19 protein-coding genes are annotated in these 23,055 nt (G+C 63.1%); 12 read left to right on the top strand and 7 right to left on the bottom strand.

Going from position 1 to position 23,055, the window contains the following annotated elements; translation table 11 throughout:
- Nucleotides 1-22 precede the first annotated feature (22 nt).
- Nucleotides 23-2,611 carry a hybrid sensor histidine kinase/response regulator gene (locus tag GJ668_RS04465; RefSeq protein WP_155448925.1) on the top strand — a complete coding sequence of 863 codons (2,589 nt, stop codon included), beginning with the start codon at nucleotides 23-25 and terminating at the stop codon, nucleotides 2,609-2,611.
- A gap of 33 nt (nucleotides 2,612-2,644) precedes the next feature.
- Here GJ668_RS04465 and GJ668_RS04460 read toward each other — a convergent pair whose 3' ends face one another.
- Both GJ668_RS04460 and GJ668_RS04455 read right to left on the bottom strand, forming a co-directional pair.
- The gene (locus tag GJ668_RS04460; protein ID WP_155448924.1) at nucleotides 2,645-3,520 is read right to left on the bottom strand and encodes a TauD/TfdA family dioxygenase; all 876 of its coding nucleotides are present in this window, start codon (nucleotides 3,518-3,520) and stop codon (nucleotides 2,645-2,647) included.
- A 40-nt stretch (nucleotides 3,521-3,560) separates the two neighbouring features.
- Nucleotides 3,561-3,947 carry a VanZ family protein gene (locus GJ668_RS04455; RefSeq protein ID WP_155448923.1) on the bottom strand — a complete coding sequence of 129 codons (387 nt, stop codon included), beginning with the start codon at nucleotides 3,945-3,947 and terminating at the stop codon, nucleotides 3,561-3,563.
- A gap of 176 nt (nucleotides 3,948-4,123) precedes the next feature.
- Here GJ668_RS04455 and GJ668_RS04450 point away from each other — a divergent pair, with 176 nt between their 5' ends.
- From GJ668_RS04450 to GJ668_RS04430, 5 genes are all read left to right on the top strand, one after another.
- Entirely contained in the window at nucleotides 4,124-4,693 is a 570-nt protein-coding gene (locus GJ668_RS04450) for a Uma2 family endonuclease (protein ID WP_155448922.1), read from the top strand.
- A gap of 61 nt (nucleotides 4,694-4,754) precedes the next feature.
- Nucleotides 4,755-6,221: a DUF3375 domain-containing protein gene (locus GJ668_RS04445; RefSeq protein ID WP_155448921.1), complete on the top strand. Its 1,467-nt coding sequence runs from the start codon at nucleotides 4,755-4,757 to the stop codon at nucleotides 6,219-6,221.
- A gap of 44 nt (nucleotides 6,222-6,265) precedes the next feature.
- A complete protein-coding gene (locus GJ668_RS04440) occupies nucleotides 6,266-6,940 on the top strand; it encodes a DUF4194 domain-containing protein (protein WP_155448920.1) in 675 nt (224 codons plus the stop codon).
- Nucleotides 6,933-10,340, top strand: a complete 3,408-nt coding sequence (locus GJ668_RS04435) for an ATP-binding protein (RefSeq protein ID WP_155448919.1) — start codon at nucleotides 6,933-6,935, stop codon at nucleotides 10,338-10,340. The genes GJ668_RS04440 and GJ668_RS04435 overlap by 8 nt, the downstream gene beginning before the upstream one ends.
- Nucleotides 10,337-11,590, top strand: a complete 1,254-nt coding sequence (locus GJ668_RS04430; protein ID WP_155448918.1) for a DUF3322 domain-containing protein — start codon at nucleotides 10,337-10,339, stop codon at nucleotides 11,588-11,590. Before GJ668_RS04435 ends, GJ668_RS04430 begins: the two co-directional genes overlap by 4 nt.
- On the opposite strand, the gene GJ668_RS04425 is transcribed toward GJ668_RS04430, so the two are convergent.
- The 4 genes from GJ668_RS04425 to ubiK all read right to left on the bottom strand — a co-directional run bounded on the left by GJ668_RS04425 (nucleotide 11,520) and on the right by ubiK (nucleotide 15,774).
- Entirely contained in the window at nucleotides 11,520-12,575 is a 1,056-nt protein-coding gene (locus GJ668_RS04425) for a PilT/PilU family type 4a pilus ATPase (protein ID WP_155448917.1), read from the bottom strand. The two genes, GJ668_RS04430 and GJ668_RS04425, sit on opposite strands and share 71 nt — an antisense overlap.
- 27 nt (nucleotides 12,576-12,602) lie before the next feature.
- Complete coding sequence (locus GJ668_RS04420) at nucleotides 12,603-13,844, bottom strand: PilT/PilU family type 4a pilus ATPase (protein WP_155448916.1); 1,242 nt, start codon at nucleotides 13,842-13,844, stop codon at nucleotides 12,603-12,605.
- A gap of 130 nt (nucleotides 13,845-13,974) precedes the next feature.
- A complete protein-coding gene (locus GJ668_RS04415; protein ID WP_155448915.1) occupies nucleotides 13,975-15,492 on the bottom strand; it encodes a YifB family Mg chelatase-like AAA ATPase in 1,518 nt (505 codons plus the stop codon).
- 15 nt (nucleotides 15,493-15,507) lie between these two features.
- A complete protein-coding gene (ubiK, locus tag GJ668_RS04410; protein WP_155448914.1) occupies nucleotides 15,508-15,774 on the bottom strand; it encodes a ubiquinone biosynthesis accessory factor UbiK in 267 nt (88 codons plus the stop codon).
- A gap of 485 nt (nucleotides 15,775-16,259) precedes the next feature.
- Here ubiK and GJ668_RS04405 point away from each other — a divergent pair, with 485 nt between their 5' ends.
- From GJ668_RS04405 to GJ668_RS04385, 5 genes are all read left to right on the top strand, one after another.
- Nucleotides 16,260-16,982 carry a TorF family putative porin gene (locus tag GJ668_RS04405; RefSeq protein WP_155448913.1) on the top strand — a complete coding sequence of 241 codons (723 nt, stop codon included), beginning with the start codon at nucleotides 16,260-16,262 and terminating at the stop codon, nucleotides 16,980-16,982.
- 73 nt (nucleotides 16,983-17,055) lie between these two features.
- Nucleotides 17,056-17,394: a P-II family nitrogen regulator gene (locus GJ668_RS04400; RefSeq protein WP_155448912.1), complete on the top strand. Its 339-nt coding sequence runs from the start codon at nucleotides 17,056-17,058 to the stop codon at nucleotides 17,392-17,394.
- Nucleotides 17,395-17,418: 24 nt separating this feature from the next.
- Nucleotides 17,419-18,768 carry an ammonium transporter gene (locus GJ668_RS04395; protein ID WP_155448911.1) on the top strand — a complete coding sequence of 450 codons (1,350 nt, stop codon included), beginning with the start codon at nucleotides 17,419-17,421 and terminating at the stop codon, nucleotides 18,766-18,768.
- Nucleotides 18,769-19,044: 276 nt separating this feature from the next.
- On the top strand, nucleotides 19,045-19,476 hold the full coding sequence (locus GJ668_RS04390) for a BLUF domain-containing protein (protein WP_186342887.1): 432 nt from the start codon (nucleotides 19,045-19,047) through the stop codon (nucleotides 19,474-19,476).
- A 134-nt stretch (nucleotides 19,477-19,610) separates the two neighbouring features.
- Nucleotides 19,611-20,570, top strand: a complete 960-nt coding sequence (locus GJ668_RS04385) for an HD-GYP domain-containing protein (protein WP_155448909.1) — start codon at nucleotides 19,611-19,613, stop codon at nucleotides 20,568-20,570.
- 30 nt (nucleotides 20,571-20,600) lie between these two features.
- Here the strand turns inward: GJ668_RS04385 and GJ668_RS04380 are convergent, their stop codons facing one another.
- A complete protein-coding gene (locus GJ668_RS04380; protein WP_155448908.1) occupies nucleotides 20,601-21,422 on the bottom strand; it encodes a UDP-2,3-diacylglucosamine diphosphatase in 822 nt (273 codons plus the stop codon).
- A 193-nt stretch (nucleotides 21,423-21,615) separates the two neighbouring features.
- Between GJ668_RS04380 and GJ668_RS04375 the strand changes: the two genes are divergently transcribed.
- On the top strand, nucleotides 21,616-22,836 hold the full coding sequence (locus GJ668_RS04375) for an argininosuccinate synthase (protein ID WP_155448907.1): 1,221 nt from the start codon (nucleotides 21,616-21,618) through the stop codon (nucleotides 22,834-22,836).
- The last annotated feature ends 219 nt before the right edge of the window (nucleotides 22,837-23,055 follow it).

The raw sequence follows: 23,055 nt of genomic DNA, 5'->3' as shown, positions 1-23,055 counted from the left end.
CCTATGCCCGAACGAGCGCGACATGCCTGATCCATCGGTGAGCCATGCATCCCCGCTAGCTCCCGCACTCCGTGCTCCGGCTGGCTGGGGCAGGCGTCTCGCAGAGCCGGGGCTCTGGCTGCTGATGCTCAATCTGGCCCTGGGTGCCGGCTTTCTGTCCTGGCAGTATCAGGGCTGGGGCGACGATCGGTACCGAACCCTGGCGGCCAACCTGCTCTTCGTCGCCACCAATCTGTTGCTGGTGATCCTGAGTCTGCGCACTGCCCGCGCGCCCTGGATCGATCCAAACACGCGGCGCGGCTGGTGGTTGATCACCCTGGGCGTCCTCTCCTACCTGATCGGCGAAATCCTCTGGTCCGTCTACGAACTCCTGCTCGGGATCAGCCCCTTTCCCTCGCTGGCCGACCTGGGCTATCTGGGATTCTTCCCGCTGATACTGGCCGGGATACTGCGCTTCGCACGCCCGCTGGAAAATCGCATCGAGCGTATCCTGTTCTGGCTCGATCTCAGCGTGATCGCCATCGGGGTCGCCACCCTGGTCTGGTATTTCCCGCTGAGCGCGCTCACTCAGGCCGAGTACGACTCGTTTCTGGAGCTGGCGCTGACACTGACCTATCCGGTCGGCGATACAGTGCTGCTGGTCGGGTTGGCGGTCTGGCTGCTTCACCCCAGGGGCGCGCGCTCGATGGTGCCTATGGTGTGGCTCATCGGTGGGGTGCTGGGGTTTCTGCTCGGCGATCTGCGTTTTGCTCAGGAGAGCGCCATCGACGCCTATGCCGTGGGCGGTGTCACCGATGCCTTCTATCTCCTGGGAACCCTGATGATGGCGATGGCCGCCTATCTGGAATACTGGGGGCATGGCCAATCCGATCCGCCGCTGAATGACTTGGAGCGTCCCGTCTGGCGCCTCGCGTTTCTGCCCTATCTGTCGATCAGCGCCGTCTATGTCCTGCTCATCGCCATCGTATTCGACTGGTCGCCGGTCAGTGACCGTGGTCATGCCGAGGGTACGCTGCGCATCCTGATCCTGGTGGCCGCCCTGCTCATCATCCTGGTCATGCTGCGTCAAGCCTTCGCCGGTCGGGAGATGGCACGACTGCGGGCCGCGCGTGCGACCCAAGCGAGTGAGAACCGCTTTGCCTCGCTGGCGCGTCACTCATCGGACCTGATTTACCTGACGGACGCGACCCTGCGTCCGCGCTTCGTGAGTGACTCGGCGCAACGGGTGCTGGGTTTCACGCCGAGTGAGTTGCTGGCGGTGCCGCTGCTCGAACGGCTTGATCCGGCGGATCAGGCACGCGCTGCCGGCTTCATCGCCCAGGTGCTGGCCACCCAGGACATCACGCTCGTCACCGAGTGGCGGATGCGCCATGCCGACGGCACCTGGCGCGATATCGAGATCCTGGCCACCAACCTGAGTCATCATCCAGCCGTCGGCGGTCTGGTACTCAACGGGCGCGACATCACTGAGCGCAAGCATCATGAACTGGAGCTTGAACAGGCGCGCGCCGCCGCCGAGTCGGCCAATCGCGCCAAGGGTGAGTTCCTGGCCAACATGAGTCACGAGATCCGCACCCCGATGAACGCCGTGATCGGACTCTCCAGCCTGCTGCTTGAATCGGCGCTCACAGGCCACCAGCGCGACTATCTGGAGCGGATTCATCTCGCTGCAAAGACCCTGCTGGGAATCTTGAATGACATCCTCGATTACTCAAAGATCGAGGCGGGGCAGATGCACCTGGAGTCGATTCCGATATGCTTCCAGGAGGTGCTCGACACTGTGCACGCTTTGTTCGAGGTGCAGGCCGAGAAGCAGCATCTGAGCCTGGAGGTCGAACTCGACCCGGATGTGCCCGCACGCCTGCTGGGCGATCCGTTGCGTCTGTTGCAGGTGCTCAACAATCTGGTCGGCAACGCGCTCAAATTCACCCACACTGGGGGCATCCGAATCCGTGTCGCGTGTCAGGAGCGCACATCAAGACAGGTGCTCCTCAGGGTCTCGGTTCAGGATACCGGCATCGGTCTGACCCAGGCGCAGCAGGCACGGCTCTTCAACGTCTTCCATCAGGCCGACGCCTCCACCACACGCCAGTACGGCGGCACCGGGCTGGGACTGAGCATCTGTAAACGCTTGACCGAACTGATGGGTGGCGAGATCGGCGTCGAAAGCATCGCTGACCAGGGCAGCACCTTCTGGTTCACGGTGCGTCTGGAACCTCTGATGTCCGAGGCCGAATCGCACCCGGCGGAAGCGGTCGTCCAGCCTGTTGGTCGGCACGAGCCGGCACAAACGCGGCTCAAAGGGATGCCGCGACGCCACGAATCCCAGCCTGATACAGACTCGGAGCGCACGGGCGCCGCCGCTGAAACGGCCAACCCGGCGACCGCACCAGCTCTCGATTTCGCCTGCCTTCTCGGCCAACTGAGCGCGCTCGATGCGCTCCTGGCCGCCAACAACAGCCGTGCGCGTCCTTTGAGCCGTCAAATCCTGGAGCAACTCGACGCGACTGCGTGGCGGGCCGACTATGCGCCCATTGCAGAATCGATCGTCGCGCTCGATTTCAAGACCGCCCGCGAGCAGCTTCGGCACTTCCTGGTGGAGCACGGCTAGCGCGGCCAACATCCTCGGGCGTGGCTCAGGGCTTCAGGTGTCCTGGAGACGATCGTAATAGCGCGCCCGATAGAGCAGACGCGGCACTGAACCGTCCGTGAAACCGCTGCGGGTGTGCAGGACATTGTTGCTCACCAATCCCCAGCCGGACTCCAGCCGACCGCTGTGGTGCCAGGCTGTACCCGCTTCGAACAGCGACTTGAGCGCGGCGACGGCCTCGCCGGTGAGTGAATCATCGCGCCAGCGGATGTTGCGCGCGCGATTGGTGTAGCGCATGTGCAACCGCCCGTCGGGCCGCACCGAGAACACCGGGCCGGGCTGTTCGGGCCGGACTTCCTTGCCATCGACCCGATTGGCGGGAATAGTCATGCACGCCGGGTGCATCAGGGCACGGATGAACGCGGGGTTCTGATCGCGCAGCAGGATATAGGCGATCTCGTGGTCGAGCAGGTCGTTCGCCCCGCCCTCCTCGGCCGGATGGACACAGTGCAGCAGCAGACCATAGATCTGATGATCGGGACTGTTGTAATAGCCGTCGGTGTGCCAGGAGATGGGGCGATTGGAGTATGGGATATAGTCGCGATGACGGGCGTCAGTCTGCACCGTCAGCGAGGTGATGGCGTCCTCGTCGGCCCCTGGGTTGTGGTCGAGCCGATTCAGGCCCAGGCTGGCGCCGAGCGCGCGCGGGATCTCCTTGTCCGGGTCATCACCCGTGGCGCTGATATAGATGGCCATGTTGGCCAGCCGGCAGCGATCCAGGATAGCCGTGCGCTCCGATTCGCTGAGCCGGCGCGGGTCGCGAATCTCGACGATCAGCGCCCCGAGTTCGGTCGGGGCCTGCTCAAGCTTGCGCTCACGCCAGCGTTGGTAGGCCGAGTCGTCGTCGAGCGCGAAGGGTGAATCCAGCATGGCGTCAGGTATCTCCGGGAGCTTAGTGTGGAGGTTGTCGCTAGGGTCGCGGCGGCGATTGCAGTGGCGGGCGCGGAAAGATCGCCCACTGAGGAAAGGCGGCTTTGAGTCCTGAGTAGAGCGCCAGTCCCAACAGATCGGCCAGTACGTCGAACCAGGAGGATTCGCGATAGGGCAGTTCGTATTGCAATGACTCGATGAACAGGGCGTAGCACAGCAGCCAGCCCCAGCGCTTCCAGGCCCGCTCGCCTCCCGGCCAGCCGCCGTCGGCCAGCCAGGCCATGACCAGGAAGGCCAGCAGATGATTGGCCTTGTCATAGCCGAGTCCAGACACCAACTCGACGGGCGTTAGGGCCAGATAGAGCACGGCCAGCAGGCAGATCACCAGGGCAATACGATAGAGTGGTTTGGGGATGTCGAGTGACATGAGCGTCTCGGTGTATGTATCTGGGTTGCGTGTGATTGTGATGACGACCTGAGCGGATGACTTCAGGTTTCGCCAAGCCGTAGCTGGCTATTGTAGTATCAAGAGCCTTCGCGGCAAATGCAGCAAAATTCACCCTGATCGAACCGATTGCCTCTCGATACACTGGAGATTGCTCAATGTCCGCCCTCGCCTTCACCTATCGCCCGACACTCTATGAGCAGCTCGCGGCCCTGCCAGAGGGGCTGACTGGCGAGATCCTCGCCGGGCAGCTCCACACCCAGCCACGACCCACGGGACCGCATGGCCGAGCCTCCGTGCGACTCGATCGTACCATCGGGCGCGGCTACGATGACGGCGATGGCGGCCCGGGCGGCTGGTGGATCCTGGTCGAACCTGAGGTGCATTTCATCCGCGACCAGGAAGTCGCCGTCCCAGATCTGGCCGGTTGGCGACGTGAGCGAATGCCCAGGATCCCCGAGGGCCATCGCTTCGAAGTCGCGCCGGACTGGATCTGCGAAATCCTCTCGCCGGCCACTGCAAGCAAGGATCGTAAGATCAAGCTGCCGCTCTATGCGCAGTATGGCGTGGCCCATGTCTGGCTGGTCGACCCGACCAAACGCACCCTGGAAGTCTATGCGCTGCAAGACGGTGCCTGGCAGCTTCAGCTCCAAGCCAGCGGTGAGGATAAGGTCCAGGCGCCACCCTTCGTCGAGTTGACCCTGGAACTTCAATCACTCTGGGTGTAGCCGATGGCCGTGACACGCTGTAGGATCTGATCCCTGGCGATTTGCCGCCTGGATTGGACTGATGACCGACTCAACACTCGATTTCGCCACGCTTGACGCCCTGCGTATCCACCACCCGGCCTGGCGCCTGCTGCGCTCGGATCATGCCCCTTTGATCGCGAGCTTTCTGCATCGGGTGTTCGTGGTCCCCAATGTGCGGGTGATGGGCGCGGCGGACCTGGCCGAGGCTCTCGAAGACGAGCTATACGCCCTGCGCCAACACCTCGGCGAGACGGCCTTTCCCAAATCCGCCCTCGCCTATCTCAACGACTGGGCCGCGCCGGACAAGGGCTGGCTGCGTAAGTTCTATCGCCCCGGCACCGACGAGCCGCAGTTCGATCTGACCCCGGCGACCGAGAAGGCCATCGCCTGGCTGACCCAGCTCGCCGAGCGCCAGTTCATCGGCACCGAATCGCGTCTGCTGGTGCTCTTCGACCTGCTCCAGCAGATGAGCGAGGGCAGCGAGACCGACCCGGCCAAGCGTCTGGCCGAGCTGCAGCGCAAACGCGACGAGCTCGACACCGAGATCGCCCGGGTTCTGTCGGGCGACGTGCCGCTGCTCGACGACACCGGGCTGAAGGACCGCTTCCAGCAATTCATGCGCGGCGCGCGCGAGCTACTGGCCGACTTCCGCGAGGTCGAGTACAACTTTCGTCAGCTCGACCGCCGGGTGCGCGAGCGTATCGCACTCTGGGACGGCGGCAAGGGCGCGCTGCTCGCCGAGATCATGGGCGCGCGCGAGGCGATCGCCGACTCCGATCAGGGCCGCAGTTTTCGCGCCTTCTGGGAATTTCTGCTCTCCAGCCGCCGCCAGGAAGAACTCTCCGCGCGGCTCGATCAGGTGCTGGCGCAGCCGGCCATCAGCGCGCTGAATCCGGACACTCGACTGCGCCGCGTACACTACGACTGGCTGGAGGCCGGTGAGCACACCCAGCGCACCGTGGCCCAACTCTCGCAGCAACTGCGCCGTTTTCTCGACGATCAAGCCTGGCTGGAGAACCGGCGCATCATGGACCTGCTGCATGGCATCGAAAGCAAGGCGCTGGCCCTGCGTGCCAAGCTGCCCGACGGTCCAGTGATGGAGATCGCCGAGTTCCGTGCCGACATCGAGCTGCCGCTGGAGCGTCCGCTGTTCACGCCCGCCGTCAAGCCGGTGATTGCCGATCTGGCTGTAGAAGTCGGCGACGATGATGACATTGATGCCGGCGCACTCTTCGAGCAGGTGGTCGTGGACCGGGCGCGATTGATGCGCCACATTCGGCAGTGCTTGCAGGATCGGGCGCAGACGACCCTGCGCGAACTCATCGAGCGCCAGCCGCTCGAACAGGGTCTGGCCGAGCTGGTGGCCTATCTGCAACTCGGCAGCGAGACCTTCGCCACCGCGATCGAGGAGGATCGGCCCGAGCCGATTGAATGGTCGGTCGCGATGGCCGATGGCGAAACCCGGATCCGCCGCGCCCAACTGCCGCGCGTTATCTTCATGCGCTGATGCACTGACGCCCACTCACCGCTTCACCAACACCGGAACCCTGGATGGACCAACCCGACGCCACCCTCGATACGACGCCGACCACCAAACCCAATCAGGATCTGTCGCGGCTGCTCATCGGCCTGCTCAAGGGCGTGCTCTACCGCGAGAGCGACGAGCCACTCTGGGCCGCGCTGCTGACACTCCAGTCCGCCGTGCGCGACACCATGCGCTTGCTCGACCTGGAGCTGGTGCTCGACGAGGCCGAGGGCTATGCCTTTCTCAAGAGCCGTGACGACTCCGACGACGACGATGAAGGCAGCACCCGCCTGCCGCGTCTGATTGCCCGCCGCCCCCTGTCTTTTCCGGTCAGCCTGCTGCTGGCGCTGCTGCGCAAGAAGCTGCTTGAGTTCGATGCCGGCGCGGGCGATACCCGGCTGGTGCTCAGTCGCGATGAGATCGTCGAGCTGGTGCGGGTGTTTCTGCCCGAGGGCACCAACGAGGCCCGGCTCATTGACCAGATCGACACCCACATCAACAAGGTGGTCGATCTGGGTTTTCTGCATCGGCTCAAACCCGGCGCGGGCGCGGCGGCGGCTCCAGATAACTATGAGGTCAAGCGCATCCTCAAAGCCTTCGTCGATGCGCAATGGTTGAGCGAGTTCGATGCACGTCTGGCGGTCTATCGACAGCGACTCATGCCGGAGTCGGCGACTGCGGAGGGCCGGCGCCATGACTGAGACCGATCAAGCTGCTCTGGAACTGGAGTTTATCGCCGACGACACACGCTCGGGCTTCCGGCTCCAGCGGCTGGAAGTGTTCAACTGGGGGACGTTCGATGGTCGGGTCTGGACGCTCCAGCTCGACGGCCAGAACGGACTGCTCACCGGCGACATCGGCTCGGGCAAGTCGACCCTGGTCGATGCCGTCACCACGCTGCTGGTGCCGGCGCATCGTGTCGCCTACAACAAGGCCGCCGGGGCCGATAACAAGGAACGCAGTCTGCGCTCCTATGTGCTCGGTCACTACAAATCCGAGCGCAACGAAGTCACGGGCGCGGCCAAACCCGTCTCGCTGCGCGATCACAGCAGCTATTCGGTCATCCTCGGCGTGTTCGAGAACCTCGGCTATGGGCAAACGGTAACCCTGGCTCAGGTGTTCTGGATGAAGGAGGGTCTGGGGCAGCCGGTACGGCTGTTCCTGGGTGCCGAGCGAGCACTGACGATCGCCGATGACTTTGCGGACTTCGGTTCGGACATCGGCCGACTGCGCCGCAAGCTGCGCGGGCGCGGAGCTGAGCTGTTCGACAGCTTCCCACCCTATGGCGCCTGGTTCCGGCGTCATCTCGGCATCCAGAACGATCAGGCCATGGGGCTGTTCCATCAGACGGTATCGATGAAATCCGTGGGCAATCTCACTGACTTCGTGCGCACCCACATGCTCGAACCCTTCGAGGTGGACCCGCGCCTCAAGGCCCTGATCAGCCACTTCGACGATCTCGACCGTGCCCATCGCTCGGTGCTCAAGGCGCAGCGGCAGGTTGAATTGCTGACCCCGCTGGTGGCCGATTGCACGCGTCATGGCGAGCTGATGGCCGAGGTTGAACAGTTGCGCCATTGTCGCGATGGACTGCGCGCCCATTTCGCCCGGCTGAAACTGGGCTTGCTCGACAAGCGCCTGGGACTCGTGAGTGAGGAACTGGAGCGGCTCGATGCTCAGGTGCAGCGCCTGGAGACTCGGCGCGAAGAGCACGGCCGCCAGATCGACGAACTCAAGCAGGCGATCAACGACAACGGCGGCGACCGCCTGGAACGGCTGGCGGCCGACATCCGCAAGCGCGAGCAACTGCGGGATCAGCGTCAGGCCAAGGCCGCGCGCTATGGCGCGCTGGCGACCGTGCTGGGCGAGACGACGGCGACCGACGAGAGCGCCTTCAACGACCAGCGGACGCGCTTCCGGGATTGGCGCGAGGAGGCGCACAACCGTGAGGCCGAGCTGCAGAACGCCCGCACCGAACAGGAGGTGGAGCTGCGTCAGGGCAAGCTGGAGCATGATCAGCTCAGCGCCGAGATCGACAGTCTCAAACGTCGGCGCAGCAACATCGACGACCAGCAGATCCAGATCCGGGCCGCGCTCTGTGCCGCCCTGGATGTGGATGTCGACGACATGCCCTTCGCCGGCGAACTGATCCAGGTACGCGACGACGAGCGCGACTGGGAAGGCGCGGCCGAGCGTTTGCTGCGCGGTTTCGGTCTGTCCCTGCTGGTGCCGGACGACCACTACCGGGCTGTGGCTGAATGGGTCGACAGCCGTCATCTGCGGGGCCGTCTGGTCTACTTCCACGTTCGCCCCCGCAAGCCGGCGGACTTGCCCCAGTTGCACCCGGATTCGCTGGTCCGCAAGCTCTCCGTCAAGCCGGATTCACCGCACTACGACTGGCTGGAGCGCGAGCTGGCACACCGCTTCGATGTTGCCTGCTGCGCCACCCAGGAGCAGTTCCGCCGCGAAACGCGCGCCATCACCCCAGCCGGACAGATCAAGGATCCCAGCGGCCGGCACGAGAAGGACGACCGCCACCGGATCGACGATCGCAGCCGCTATGTGCTCGGCTGGAGCAATAGCGCCAAAATCGCTGTCCTGGAGGCCAAGCGCCGTCAGCTCGAACAGCGACTCAGCGAAGTCGCCGGCCGGATCAGCACGATCGACGCCGAACGCAAGACCGTGCAGAAACGACTCGATGCCCTGACGCGCCTGGATGAGTTCACCAGTTTCGAGGAACTCGACTGGGCCGGCCCGGCCACCGAGATCGCCATGCTCGAAGACGAGCGCCGGCGGCTGGAATCGGCCTCCGACATCCTCAAGCAACTGAACGAGCGTCTGCGTGAGTTCGAGGAAGCCGCTAAAAAGAACGCGCTCGACTTGAAGGATGTCTTCGTCAAACTCGGCGAAGCCCAGCGGCGCCAGTCTGAAGCCCTGGACTTGAAGCAGCAAACGACCACGTTGCTCCAGGAGATTCCGGCCGATGCGGCACTCTCGGCGCGCCTGGAGACCATGCGCGCCGAGGCTCTGGGCGAGCATCAACTAAGCGTCGAATCGTGCGACAACCGCGAGCGTGAGGTCCGGGATTGGTTGCAGAAGCAGATCGAAAGCGAAGATAGCAAGATCCGGCATTTGACCGGGCGCATCACCAGCGCCATGACCGCGTTCAAAGCCGAGTTCCAGCTCGAAACGGCCGAGTTCGACGCCAGTCTGGACGCGGCCTTCGAATACGAAAAGCTCCTCGACCAGCTCAAGCGCGACGATCTGCCGCGCTTTGTCGCCCAGTTCAAGGAGATGCTCAACGTCAACACCATCAACGAGATCGCCAACTTCAACGCTCAACTGGCCCGCGAACGCGAGACCATCAAGGAGCGCATCGACCACATCAACCAGTCGCTGAGCGAGATCGACTACAACCCCGGCCGCTACATCCGGCTCGAATCCCAGCCCACCCCTGATTCCGAGATCCGCGACTTCCTGCGCGATCTGCGCGCCTGTACCGAGGGCGCGGTGACCGGCTCGGAAGAGGCGCAGTATTCCGAGGCCAAGTTCATGGCGGTCAAGGCGATCATCGACCGCTTCCGGGGGCGCGACGGCAAATCCGATCTCGATGCGCGCTGGACGGCCAAGGTCACCGACGTGCGCAACTGGTTCCTGTTCGCGGCCAGCGAGCGCTGGCGCGAGGACGACAGCGAGCACGAGCACTATTCAGACTCGGGCGGCAAATCCGGCGGTCAGAAGGAGAAGCTGGCCTATACCATCCTCGCCGCCAGTCTGGCCTATCAGTTCGGTCTGGAATGGGGCGCGGTGCGCTCGCGCTCCTTCCGCTTCGTGGTCATCGACGAAGCCTTCGGACGCGGCTCAGATGAATCCGCTCACTATGGTCTGCGGCTGTTCCAGCAGCTCAATCTGCAACTGCTGATCGTCACGCCGCTGCAGAAGATCCACATCATCGAGCCATTCGTCTCCAGCGTCGGCTTTGTTCACAACGAGGGCGGGCGCGCCTCCAAACTGCGCACGCTGTCGATCGAGGACTACCGGATCGAGAAGGCCGCTGCCACGAGCACGCCCAAGACCGACGTTCTGGACGCGACGCCTTGAACTGGACCCGACCCAAGGATCTGCGGGCGCAACTGGCGCGGCTGTGGGAGCGCGGCGACTGGCTGCGCGCCGGACTGAGTGATGAAGCGAACTTCCCGCGACGCCTGACCCTCAAGACACCCGGCTCGACCGATGTCACGGAGCGCTTCGAGGCGGTGCGCGCCTGGGCCGTTGAGCTGGCGGAGATCGACTGGATTCGGCTCGAATGGCGCGAGGTGCGCCACCGCGTCCAGGGCACGCAACGCCTGCCGGCGGCGGCCTGGATCGACAGTCTCGATCAGGTGCTGACCGCACTCGGCAAACGCCGCGACTGGCAGCGCTTCATGGCGCTGACCGAGACCACGCGCCAGACTAATCCCGCACTCCTGCCCTGGCTGGCCAGACGCCCCTTGCAGGCGCTGGAGCTGGCTGATGACTGGCCGCGCCTGCTGGCCGTCGTCGGCTGGGTGAGTGCGCATCCGCGATCGGAGATCTATCTGCGCCAGGTCGATCTGCCCGGCGTGCATACCAAATTCATCGAGGCGCATCGCGGCGTTCTGACCGAACTGCTGGATCTGGCCCTGCCGGGCGAACAGGTGGATGCCACGAAAACCGGCGTTGGCCAGTTTGCGGCCCGCTATGGCTTTCGCGAGAAGCCGGTGCGCATCCGGCTGCGCCTGCTCGATCCGCTGCTCAACTCTATTCCCGACCTGGAATGCCCGGACCTCACCCTGGACGCAGCGGATTTCAGCCGTCTGCGCTGGCCAGTCCGGCATGTCTTCATCACCGAAAATGAGACCAATTTCCTGGCCTTTCCGCGCCTCCGGGACGCCATGCTGCTCTTTGGTGCCGGCTATGGCTGGGAGTCACTGGCGCAGGCGCACTGGCTGCGGGATTGCACCATCCATTACTGGGGCGACATCGACACCCACGGCTTCGTTATCCTGGATCAGTTGCGTGCGCACCTCGATTCGGTGCGCTCACTGCTCATGGACCGCGCGACACTCGACGCCCATCGCGCCCTCTGGGGCGTCGAGGACAAGCCATCGCGCGCCGAGCTACAGCGGTTAACGGACGAGGAACGCGCCCTATACCAGGATCTGCGTCTGAACCGCCTCGGCCCGAACCTGCGCCTGGAGCAGGAGCACGTCGGCTTCAAATGGCTGGTCGAGCATCTGCGCCGTCTGGGAGTGGAACTCCTCAGCCAAAATGGATCTTTGCCTCCAGATTGGCCGACGAGTCGGCATTCGCCAGCGCCTCTTCCATGGTGATGGTGCCGGCGTTGTAGAGCGCCAGCAACGCATCATCGAAGGTGCACATCCCCTCGGTGCCGCTCTCCTGCATGGCCTCGTTGATGGCATCAACTCGTCCGTCGCGGATCAGGTCGGCGATGTGCGGCGTGTTGACGAGGATCTCGATCGCCGCGCAGCGCGAGCCGTCCTTGGTGCGCACCAGCCGCTGCGACAGGATGGCGCGCATGTAGGCCGAGAGATCCATGAACAGCGTCTTGTGCATGTCCTGCGGGAACATGTTGATGATGCGCTCCATGGCCTGATGCGCATTGTTGGCATGCAGGGTCGAGATCGCCAGATGTCCGGTCCCGGCCAATTCGATCGCCGCTTCCATCGTCTCACGATTACGAATCTCGCCGATCAGCACCACGTCCGGCGCCTCGCGCAGCACGCTCTTGAGCGCGTTGGCATAGCTTTTGGTGTCGATGCCGACCTCGCGCTGGCTGACGAGGCACTGCTGGTGCGTATGGGTGAACTCGATCGGATCCTCGATGGTGACGATGTGCCCGGTGGAGTTGCGGTTGCGGTGATCGATCATGGCCGCGAGCGTGGTCGACTTGCCCGAGCCGGTGGCGCCAACCATGAGAATGATCCCGCGCTTGTGCATGATGAGCGGCGCAAGGGTCGATGGGACATTGAGTTCTTCGAGCGTGGGCACATTGGCGCGGATGTAGCGCAACACCATCGCCGGCTGCCCGCGCTGGAAATAGGCGTTGACGCGAAAACGCGCCTTGCTTTCCAGGGCAATGGCGAAATCCAGCTCGCGCTCGCGTTCCAGCTCCTCGATCTGCTCGGGAGTCATGATCGCCTCGACCGCTTCACGACAGGTGGCGGCCGTCAGCGCCGTCTCACCGATCGAGCGGATGACGCCCTCGATCTTGATCTTGACCTGAGTGCCGGCGGCGAAGAACAAGTCCGAAGCCTTGTGCTTGACCATGAGTTCGAGATAGGGCTTGATGTCCATGAATGCTTACCGTCGCTGCTGGCTCTGTCATCGATTCGGCGTAAGACGTGTCGGCGGATCCTCGATGGTCGAGACCGGCGATGACTCGCCAAAGAGACTCGAATCCGGACCACCGCCCTCCTCCTCGTCCTCGTCGCTGACAATCGACAGTGCGCCCGTGTCGCTGAAGTGATCCTTCTCATGTGCGCTATGACCTTCGAGCTTGATCGCCAGGCGCAGACCATTCATGGAGTCGGCGTTGCGCAGTGCATCCTCGTAGCTGATCTTGCCGGCTTCGTAGAGATCGAACAGCGCCATGTCGAAAGTCTGCATCCCCAGCTCGCGCGACTTCTTCATGACCGCCTTGATGCCGCCGACATCGCCCTTGAATATCAGATCCTGGATCAGCGGCGAGTTGAGCATGACCTCGACAGCGGCGATACGCCCGCCGTCGGTGCAGGACAGCAGACGCTGCGAGATGATGGCTTTGAGATTGAGCGAGAGGTCCATCAGCAGCTGACTGCGCCGTTCCTCGGGGAAGAGATTGATGATGCGGTCGAGCGCCTGGTTAGCGTTGTTGGCGTGCAGGGTCGAGAGACACAGATGGCCGGTCTCGGCAAAGTTGATCGCGTTCTCCATGGTCTCGCGGGTGCGGATCTCGCCGATCAGGATCACGTCCGGAGCCTGACGCAGGGTGTTGACGAGTGCGGCATCCCAGCTCTCGGTATCGACCCCGACCTCGCGCTGCGTGACCAGACAGTTGCCGTGCGGATGCACGTACTCGACCGGATCCTCGATGGTGATGATGTGGCCGTAGCTGTTTTGATTACGATGCCCGAGCATGGCCGCCAGCGAGGTGGACTTGCCCGAGCCGGTGCCGCCGACCATGAGCACCAGGCCGCGCTTGTTCATCACGATTTCCTGGAGCACCGGCGGCAGGCTCAGCTCCTCAAGGGTCGGGATGCTGGAATTGATGGTGCGCAGCACCGCGCCGGACAGCCCCTGCTGCACGAAGGCATTGACGCGGAAGCGCCCGATACCCTTGGGACTGACCGCGAAGTTGCACTCCTTATGTGCGTCGAAGTCACGCACCTGACGGTCGTTCATGATCGAGCGCACCAGGGTGTTGGTCTGCTCTCCGCTCAGGTGCTGAGTGCTCAGCGGCGTCATGCGTCCGTGGATCTTGCAGGCAGGCGGGAATCCGGCCGAGATGAAGAGGTCGGACCCATTCTTCTGCATCATTTTACGCAGACATTCGAGCATGAAATTTGCGGCTTGTTGACGGTCCATGGCGCCCTCTGAATAGTACGGATGACGAGCAACGATCACTTCGACGGTCGCGCTGCACGGTGCTCTACAGTCTGAACCGGCACGCATTCATATGATAAGCCGCGCGTCGCGTTCGGAAAATGGCGCGGCTTCAAACTGTCGCGCCCCGGTCGAGTCGACGATAACCAATGGCCTCGCTCAGATGCGTGGTGTCGATCTGCTCGGCACCGGCCAGATCAGCGATGGTGCGCGCAACCTTCAGGATGCGATGGTAGGCGCGTGCCGAGAGCGCGAGCCGTGTCAGGGCCTGCTCGATCAGGCGCTGGCCGGCGGCATCGAGCGCGCAGTCGCGATCGATCTCGGCAGGCGTCAGGGCGGCGTTGGGCTTGCCGGCACGCGCGAGCTGGCGTTCGCGGGCCACGCTCACGCGGGCGCGCACCTGGGTCGTGCTCTCGGTCACGCGCGATGCTGGGCCTGTGAGCTGGCCCACCTCCAGGCGCAAGACCTCGACATGCAGATCGATGCGGTCGAGCAGCGGACCGGAAAGACGCCGACGATAACGCGCCACCTGTTCATTGGTGCAGCGGCAGCGCCCGGTGCTGTCGCCCAGATAGCCGCAGGGACAGGGATTCATGGCTGCGACCATCTGGAACTGCGCTGGAAAGCGGACCTGACGCGCCGCGCGCGAGATGTCGATCCAGCCTGACTCCAGCGGCTCGCGCAGCACTTCCAGCACCCGCCGATCGAACTCGGGCAGCTCGTCGAGAAAGAGCACGCCATGATGCGCCAGCGAAATCTCACCCGGTCGCGGATGGGTACCGCCGCCGACCAGGGCCACGGCCGAGGCCGTGTGATGCGGCGAGCGGAATGGGCGCTCCAGCCAGCGCGCCGGATCGAAGGGATCACGCCCGCCAACCGAGCGGATCGCGGCAGCCTCAAGCGCCTCGGACTCACTCAAGGGCGGCAACAGTCCCGGCAGCCGGATGGCCAGCATCGACTTGCCGGTTCCAGGCGGACCGGACATGAGGATCGAGTGCCCGCCGCTGGCGGCGATTTCCAGACCGCGTTTGCCGTGCTCCTGACCGCGCACATCGGCCAGATCCGGATAGTCGGGCCGGATCTGGAACCGGTCATCACTCCTCTGGATCAGCAGTGGCTCGGTGCCATTGAGGTGCGCACACACCTCGCGCAGATGCGCCGCCGGGCGCACTTCCAACCCCTCGACGATGGCCGCCTCGGCGGCATTTCCGTGCGGCAGGATCAGCGCCCGACCAGCCGCGCGCGCGGCCAGCGCGATCGGCAGCACGCCCTGAAGCGGGCGCAGCTCACCGGACAGGGCCAGCTCGCCGATGCACTCATAGTGTGCAAGCAGCTCGGTGCGCAGTTGACCCGAGGCGCCCAGGGTGCCGAGTGCAATCGGTAAATCGAAACGTCCGCCTTCCTTGGGCAGATCGGCTGGCGCGAGATTGATCGTGACCCGTCCGTTGGGAAACTGGAAGTCGTTGTTGACGAGCGCGCCATGCACCCGATCCTTGCTCTCACGCACCGCCATCTCGGGCAAACCCACGATTGACATCGCCGGCAGCCCGCTCGAGAGCTGGACCTCGACCGTGACCGGCGGCGCCTCGATCCCGAGTCGCCCGCGGCTATAGAGAATGCAGAGGGCCAAGACCCGGCCCCTGGATCAGTCCGACTGATGACCGGGAGCGGCGAGCGCACGCTCCAGGACGGCGACCTGCGACTCCAGCGCGGCCAGCTTCTCGCGCGTGCGCGCCAGCACCGCCGACTGCACGTCGAACTCCTCGCGCGTGACCAGATCGAGCCGTGCCAGTCCGGACTCCAGCGAGGTGCGCAGATTGCGATTGATGTCGTCCTGCAAGAGCTGCAAGCCCTTCGGCATGGCGGTCGACAGGCGCTGAACCAGGTCGTCGAAGTGTTTTGGATCCAACATCGGCAAAGACCTTGTGATTGAGAGTTGGAACAATTCAGGTTGAAACAACTCGGGTTGGAAGAAACTGGATTTGGATGAACCCTTGAAGGGTCATTATAGGGGCGTGTTCGCGAACCGTCTCCTATTCAGCGCGTGCGCTATGAACGTGCATCCTGCTGCCTCGACCGGATTGATGTGCATTATTTTGGTGCATGCGGCTGTGGCGGCGTTCGCACATGGGACCGAAAAACATCCGTTCGGGCGGCCTGTATCACCCAGGCAACCGATCGCACGCCGCCCTCGAACCCTTCGATGTCTTGCGGTCATTCGGACTGAATGGCGTCGACCACAGGCCGAATCAGGCCTGAGACGTTCAGTGGCACGTTACCTGCTTTAGAGCCAACATGGTATTCAGGGCCACCCCCTCGAAACACGCCATCCGGTCGGACGGCCCACACCACCCGATCGAGCCTATCCGGCAACAACCCAGTACGAGGAAATCATCCATGAAGACACAGAGTATCAGTGCACTCGCGGCCGCCGGCCTCCTGATCATGGGCGCGAGCGCCTCGCCGATCGCCTTCGCCGAGGGATCGAACCCGATCAGCGCCAACATCGGTGTGGTGAGCAACTATATATGGCGCGGCCAGAGCCAGACCAATAATGGCCCAGCCATCCAGGGCGGACTCGATTACGCCCACGAGAGCGGTTTCTCAGCCGGCACCTGGGTCTCGAACGTGGACTTCGACGACGACACCAACTATGAACTCGATGTGTATGGCGGATTCGGCGGTTCGATCAACGACGATCTGAGCTATGAGTTCAATCTCATTTACTACGGCTACCCCGATGGGCGTGATCTGGACTTCTCCGAGATCGGCGCCAGCACGACCTACAAATGGCTGACCGCCGGTATCGCCTACACCATTTACGGTCAGGGCGATGATGCCGATGGTGTCGACAACGGCCAGGCCAACTATATCGAAGGCGATCTCTACTACCACGTCAGTCTCGACTTCGAACTGCCCTATGAGCTGGGCCTGAGTCTGCGCGGCGGCTACTACGACTTCCGCTACAACGACGGCGGCAACGACTACGGACACTGGGGCGCCTCGATCAGTCGTGAGGCGGGCGACTTCGGTACCTTCAGCTTCAACTACGATCAGATCGGTCGCGACACCTATGACGACGATCCCAAGATCTGGGTCGGCTGGCTGAAGGAATTCTGAGCGCGACACCGCACCTGACTCGCAACCCATCGTCCAGGGAACTGACCCTGGCCGCACTCGGAGCTCATTTACCATGAAACTGGTTTCAGCCGTCATCAAACCCTTCAAGCTCGACGACGTGCGCGAGGCGCTCGGCGATATCGGCGTCTCCGGCATCACCGTCGTCGAGGTCAAGGGCTTTGGCCGACAGAAGGGTCATACCGAACTCTACCGCGGCGCCGAATACGTCGTGGACTTCCTGCCGAAGATCAAGGTCGAGATCGCTGTCGACGACGCTATGGTCGATCAAGTCATCGAAGCCATCAGCAACGCCGCCCGTACCGGCAAGATCGGCGACGGCAAGATCTTCGTCTTCGAACTCGAACAGGTCATCCGTATCCGCACCGGCGAGACCGGCGTAGATGCGCTCTGATTCAGGCCCCCGGAGATCCGCACGATGAATTCGATCCGTATCCCACGACTGCTCCGACCGCTGCTGGCGGTCGGTCTGATCCTCACGCCACTCCTGGCGTTCGCCCAGGAAGAGGCGACTATCGACACCGGCGACACCGCCTGGATGCTGACGGCCACGGCGCTGGTCCTGTTCATGACCATCCCCGGACTGTCGCTGTTCTACGCCGGTCTGGTCCGCGCCAAGAACGTGCTTTCGGTGCTCATGCAGTGTTTCGCCATCACGGCCATGATGAGCCTGCTGTGGGCCATCTACGGCTATAGCCTGGCCTACACCGACGGCGGTTCGCTGCAGAGCGTCATCGGCGGCTTCGAGAGGCTTTTTCTCTCCGGCATGACGGTCGATTCAGTCGCCGGCACCATTCCTGAGTCGGTCTACATGACCTTCCAGATGACCTTCGCCATCATCACCCCAGCGCTGATCGTCGGCGCCTTTGCCGAGCGCATGAAGTTCTCGGCCATGCTGGTCTTCATGGCCCTGTGGCTGACCCTGGTCTATGTGCCGATCTGGCATTGGGTCTGGGGCGGTGGCTGGATCGCGCATCTGGGCACGATCATGGGTCTGACCGAGGAAGGCGGCGAGGCGCTCGATTTCGCCGGCGGCACCGTGGTGCACATCAATGCCGGTATCGCCGCGCTCATGGCGGCCATTGTGCTCGGTCCGCGCAAGGGCTATCCGGGAACGGCCATGCCGCCGCACAACCTGGGCCTGACGGTGATGGGCGCTTCGATGCTGTGGGTTGGCTGGTTCGGCTTCAACGCCGGCTCGGAACTGGCCGCCGACGGCACCGCCGGTATGGCGATGACGGTTACGCAACTGGCGACGGCGACAGCCGCTCTAACCTGGATGTTCGCTGAGTGGATCAACCACGGCAAACCCTCGGTGCTGGGTATCGCCACCGGCGCCGTGGCCGGACTGGTTGCTATTACGCCGGCCTCGGGCACAGCTGGCCCCATGGGGGCCATCGCCATCGGCTTCGCCGGCGCGTTCTTCGCCTTCATCGCCTCGACCAAGCTCAAGCGTAAGTTCGGCTATGACGACTCACTGGACGTCTGGGGCGTGCACGGCGTGGCCGGTATCGTCGGCGCGATCCTCACCGGTGTCTTTGCCGCGCCCTTTCTCGGCGGTGCCGGACTAGCCGGAGGTGTCGACAGTATCGGGGTGCAGGTGCTGATCCAATTTGTCTCAGTCGTAGTCACCCTGGTCTATGGCGGTGCCCTGAGCCTGCTCATCCTGCTGGTGGTCAAGTCCACCATGGGTCTGCGTGTCAATGAGGAGGAAGAGACCATGGGTCTGGATCTGTCGCAGCACGACGAACGCGGCTACATCCTCTAAAAAAACGCGCGCTGGTGGCTGGCGCTGTGTCCAGCCACCGTTCCGGTGAGCGCGGTCCGGGTCGATGGCTCCAGCGTCGATCCGGACATCCGAAACCGGGACACGCCTTCATGCTTTGACTGTTGTTGTGATTTTGGGGCCATTCGGCCCCATTCTTTTGTCTGTCTGTTCGCAACACAGGTCGAACGATAAATATCATGGCCATCCTCTCGGGTCGAGCGTCTATCTTTAGACCTTGATCTGGCGCACAATCGCCTTCAATCCATGGAGACCGCCATGCCCCTGATCCATATCATCTACGTCAGCACGGCCCACCAAGAGTGCAGTCCCGCCGAACTGAAAGCGATCCTCGAAAGCTCCGCGCGCCACAATGCACGCCACGGCATCACGGGCATGCTGCTCTACGCGGAGGGATGTTTTCTGCAGATCCTGGAGGGCGAGGCCGGGCCGGTCGATGAGACCTATGCCCGTGTTGCACGCGACGCGCGTCATTTTGGTCTGATCGAGCTGGAGCGCGATGAAATTCAGGCGCGCAGTTTCGAGCAATGGAGCATGGGCTTCAAGCAGGTGACCGAAGAAGAGATTCGTCGTCACCCGAGCTTCGCGCCCTTCTTCGAGCACGGATTTGATCCGGCCAGCATCGGCGCCCATCCTGGACTTGCCTTCGATCTCCTGCAAGCCTTCGCCCGCAATCAACAGCGCCTGTAAAGCCTGGCTCAAACGGCCTGCCAGTGTCGCGAATTCCATACGGACCACGCTCAGGCTTCGCCCGCGATCTATTGAACAAGGCGCGATAGACCGGTTTAGAATGCAGGTATCGCCATTCGGTAGCCGTCTGCATCATGTCCACGACAGACAGTGAAGTTATCCAAACACAGCCCCGTCTCGAACCGACGGATCTGTGGCCCGCACTGCATCGGCGGCTCAACAAACTGTCTGAAAACAGTCCCAACACCATTGGTTCGGACTTTACAGGGCATATCACCAAGATTGAACACGAAGCGGTGCAGTCACTCGATGACCGCCCCGATGACAGTCTGTTCGTCCTGGTGCAGATGCTCCACGACCTGCGCTACGGTTACAGCGCCAGTCATGCCCTGCTGTCGGCGCTCACCTGCCGCCTGATTGCCCCACTCGCCAACATCACGGACCAGCAACTCGACGCGCTGACGCGGGCCGCCTTGACGATGAACATTGGCATGAGCGCGCTGCAAGACCGGCTCGCCCATCAGACCCAACCCCTGGACATCGACCAACGCGCGCAGATCGAGCTTCATCCAACCGAGGGCGCCAGCCGGCTACGCCGATTGGGCGTCGACGACGAGACCTGGCTATCGCTGGTCGAGGATCATCATGAAACCCCGGATGGTCGGGGCTATCCGAACCGCAAGCTCGTGCACGACCCGCTCCAGCATCTGCTGCGCATGAGCGATCTGTTCGTGGCGCGTATCAGCCCGCGCAAGAGCCGGCGCGCTCTAGCGCCCAATGTGGCGGTGCGCAATCTCTATCTGGAGATGCGCGATTATGCTGGCGAACTCGGCGCGATCTTCGCCAAACAAATCGGGATGTATCCACCCGGAGCCTATGTGCGGCTCCAGAGTGGTGAGACAGCCGTCGTCATCCGGCGTGGCGAGCGTGTCAACGGCCCGCTGACCGTCGCGATCGCTGATCCGCTCGGTATTCCGCTGAGCCCACCCCAGGTGCGCGACACCCAGTTGCCCGGACTTGGCGTCAAGCGCCACATGGACCCGGAAGAGGTGCGGGTGCGCATCGATCTCGCGCGTCTGCTCGAACGGCTTTAGGCTGGCGTTCAACTTACGGCCGGCCCAGAGCTAGCCGGCGCGTGCGAGCGCCATCGCCGGTTCCGGCACAGGCGCGACGGACAGCGACTCGGGATAGGCATCGGTCCAGCGCAGAAGCTCCAGCCGACCATCGTGATGCTCGACCAGGGCGGTGCAACTTTCGACCCAATCGCCGCAGTTGCAATAGGTCACATCCGCAATTTCGCGCATCTCGGCATGATGGATATGGCCGCAGATCATGCCGTCCAGATCGCGCTGCGTAGCCTCATTGGCCAGCGCGTGCTCGTAGTTGCCGATATAGCTGACGGCATCCTTGACTCGCTGCTTGAGATAACCGGCCAGCGACCAGTATTTGAGTCCAAAGAGCGCCCGCACCCGGCTGATGAATCCGTTGAGCGCCAGCAGTTGGTCATAGGCCTGCGAGCCGAGCCGCGCCAGCCACAGGCTATGCTGGACAACCCCATCGAATTTGTCGCCATGCAGCACCAGGAACCGGCGCCCGTCGGCGGTCGTATGCACCACCTCGTCACACACCCGCACATCGCCGAAACAGACATCGAGATGATCGCGAAAGAGCGCGTCATGGTTGCCGGGGATATAGATGACCTCGGTGCCGGTGCGGGCTTTTTCGAGCAGCGCGCGCACCACCTGATTGTGCGCGTCCGGCCAGTAGAGACCGCCCTTCATCGCCCAGAGATCGACGATGTCACCGACCAGATAGAGCTGCTTGCAGTGGGTCGATTGCAGAAAATCGAGCAGAAACCGCGCCTGACAGCCGCGAAAGCCCAGATGCACGTCCGAGATGAAGATGCTGCGATATTTCAGTGGATGCATGCGCTTGACGTCTGACATCGCGTGTCCAGCCTCTGATGAAACGACTGGGCGCTATGGTCGCCAAGATTGATGACCAGGCCGTTGAGGCTTGGTGAAGATGCGGTTAAATTGGACGCACACACCAGTCGGTGGCCCATTCCGGATCGCTCCCGATCTATACTATCGGCTTTGCCCGCATGGGCTGTTTTACCCCTAGATCTGGAGCAAGACGATGGCGCAAGGCGCAATCAAGAAGGTGGTCCTGGCCTATTCCGGCGGACTGGATACTTCGGTCATCCTGAAATGGCTGCAAGAAGAGTATGGCTGCGAGGTGGTGACCTTCACCGCCGACATCGGCCAGGGCGAGGAGCTGGAGCCGGCACGCGCCAAGGCCCAGGCCGCCGGCGTCAAGGAGATCTACATCGACGATCTGCGCGAAGAGTTCGTCAGCGACTTTGTGTTTCCGATGTTCCGCGCCAACACCCTCTATGAGGGCGCATATCTGCTCGGCACCTCGATTGCCCGTCCGCTGATCGCCAAGCGTCTGATCGAGATCGCCGCCGAGACCGGCGCCGATGCCATCTCTCACGGCGCCACAGGCAAGGGCAACGACCAGGTACGCTTCGAGCTGGGCGCCTATGCGCTCAATCCCGAGATCAAAATCATCGCTCCCTGGCGCGAATGGGATCTGCTCTCGCGCGAAAAACTTATGGCCTATGCTGAGAGCCGCGGCATCGCGGTCGAGATGAAGCGCGACGGCACCAAGTCGCCCTACTCCATGGACGCCAACCTGCTGCACATCTCGTATGAAGGCTATGATCTGGAAGATCCCTGGGTCGAGCCGGGTTCAGATATGTGGCGCTGGTCGGTCGCGCCCGAGCAGGCGCCCGACGAGCCGACCACGATCGAGATCGCTTTTGAACAGGGCGATCCGGTGGCCATCGACGGCCAGCGTCTCAGCCCAGCCGAGCTGCTCGCTGAACTCAACCGCATCGGTGGCGCCAACGGCATCGGGCGCGCCGACATCGTCGAGAACCGCTATGTCGGCATGAAGTCGCGCGGCTGCTACGAGACGCCCGGCGGCACCATCCTGCTCAAGGCCCATCGCGCCATCGAGTCGCTCACGCTTGATCGTGAGGCCGCGCACCTGAAAGACGAGCTGATGCCGCGCTATGCCAGTCTGGTCTACAACGGCTACTGGTTCGCGCCCGAGCGCAAGATGATGCAGGCAGCCATCGACCAGACCCAGCAGGTCGTCAACGGCGAAGTGCGGCTCAAGCTCTACAAGGGCAACGTCATGGTCGTCGGCCGCAAGTCCGAGACCAACAGTCTGTTCGATGCCTCGATCGCGACCTTCGAGGAAGATGCCGGCGCCTACGATCAGGCCGACGCCACCGGCTTCATCCGTCTGAATGCCCTGCGTCTACGCGTAGCTGGACGCAAGCGGGGTTGAGCTCGGCGTCCATCCGGGAGCAATCCCGGATGGACGGCATGATGTCGAGGTGCTGGCTGGTTTTTCCGCCTTCAGGGAAACGCTGAACAATTCCGTTTTGGCGAAGGGGTCTGAGTGATACCCTTGTGCCCTGTGTTCTCCACCGCCCTCAGCCTGACGACGATGCCCAAGAAACGCGCCCCGAAGCCGAAGTACCAGACCCGCCGTGAACGGTTCCTG

The sequence above is a fragment of the Allochromatium palmeri genome (assembly GCF_009720725.1).
Lineage (GTDB): Bacteria > Pseudomonadota > Gammaproteobacteria > Chromatiales > Chromatiaceae > Thermochromatium > Thermochromatium palmeri.
Note: the sequence above shows the minus strand (reverse complement) of the source record. Positions and strands in the feature narration are given on the sequence as shown.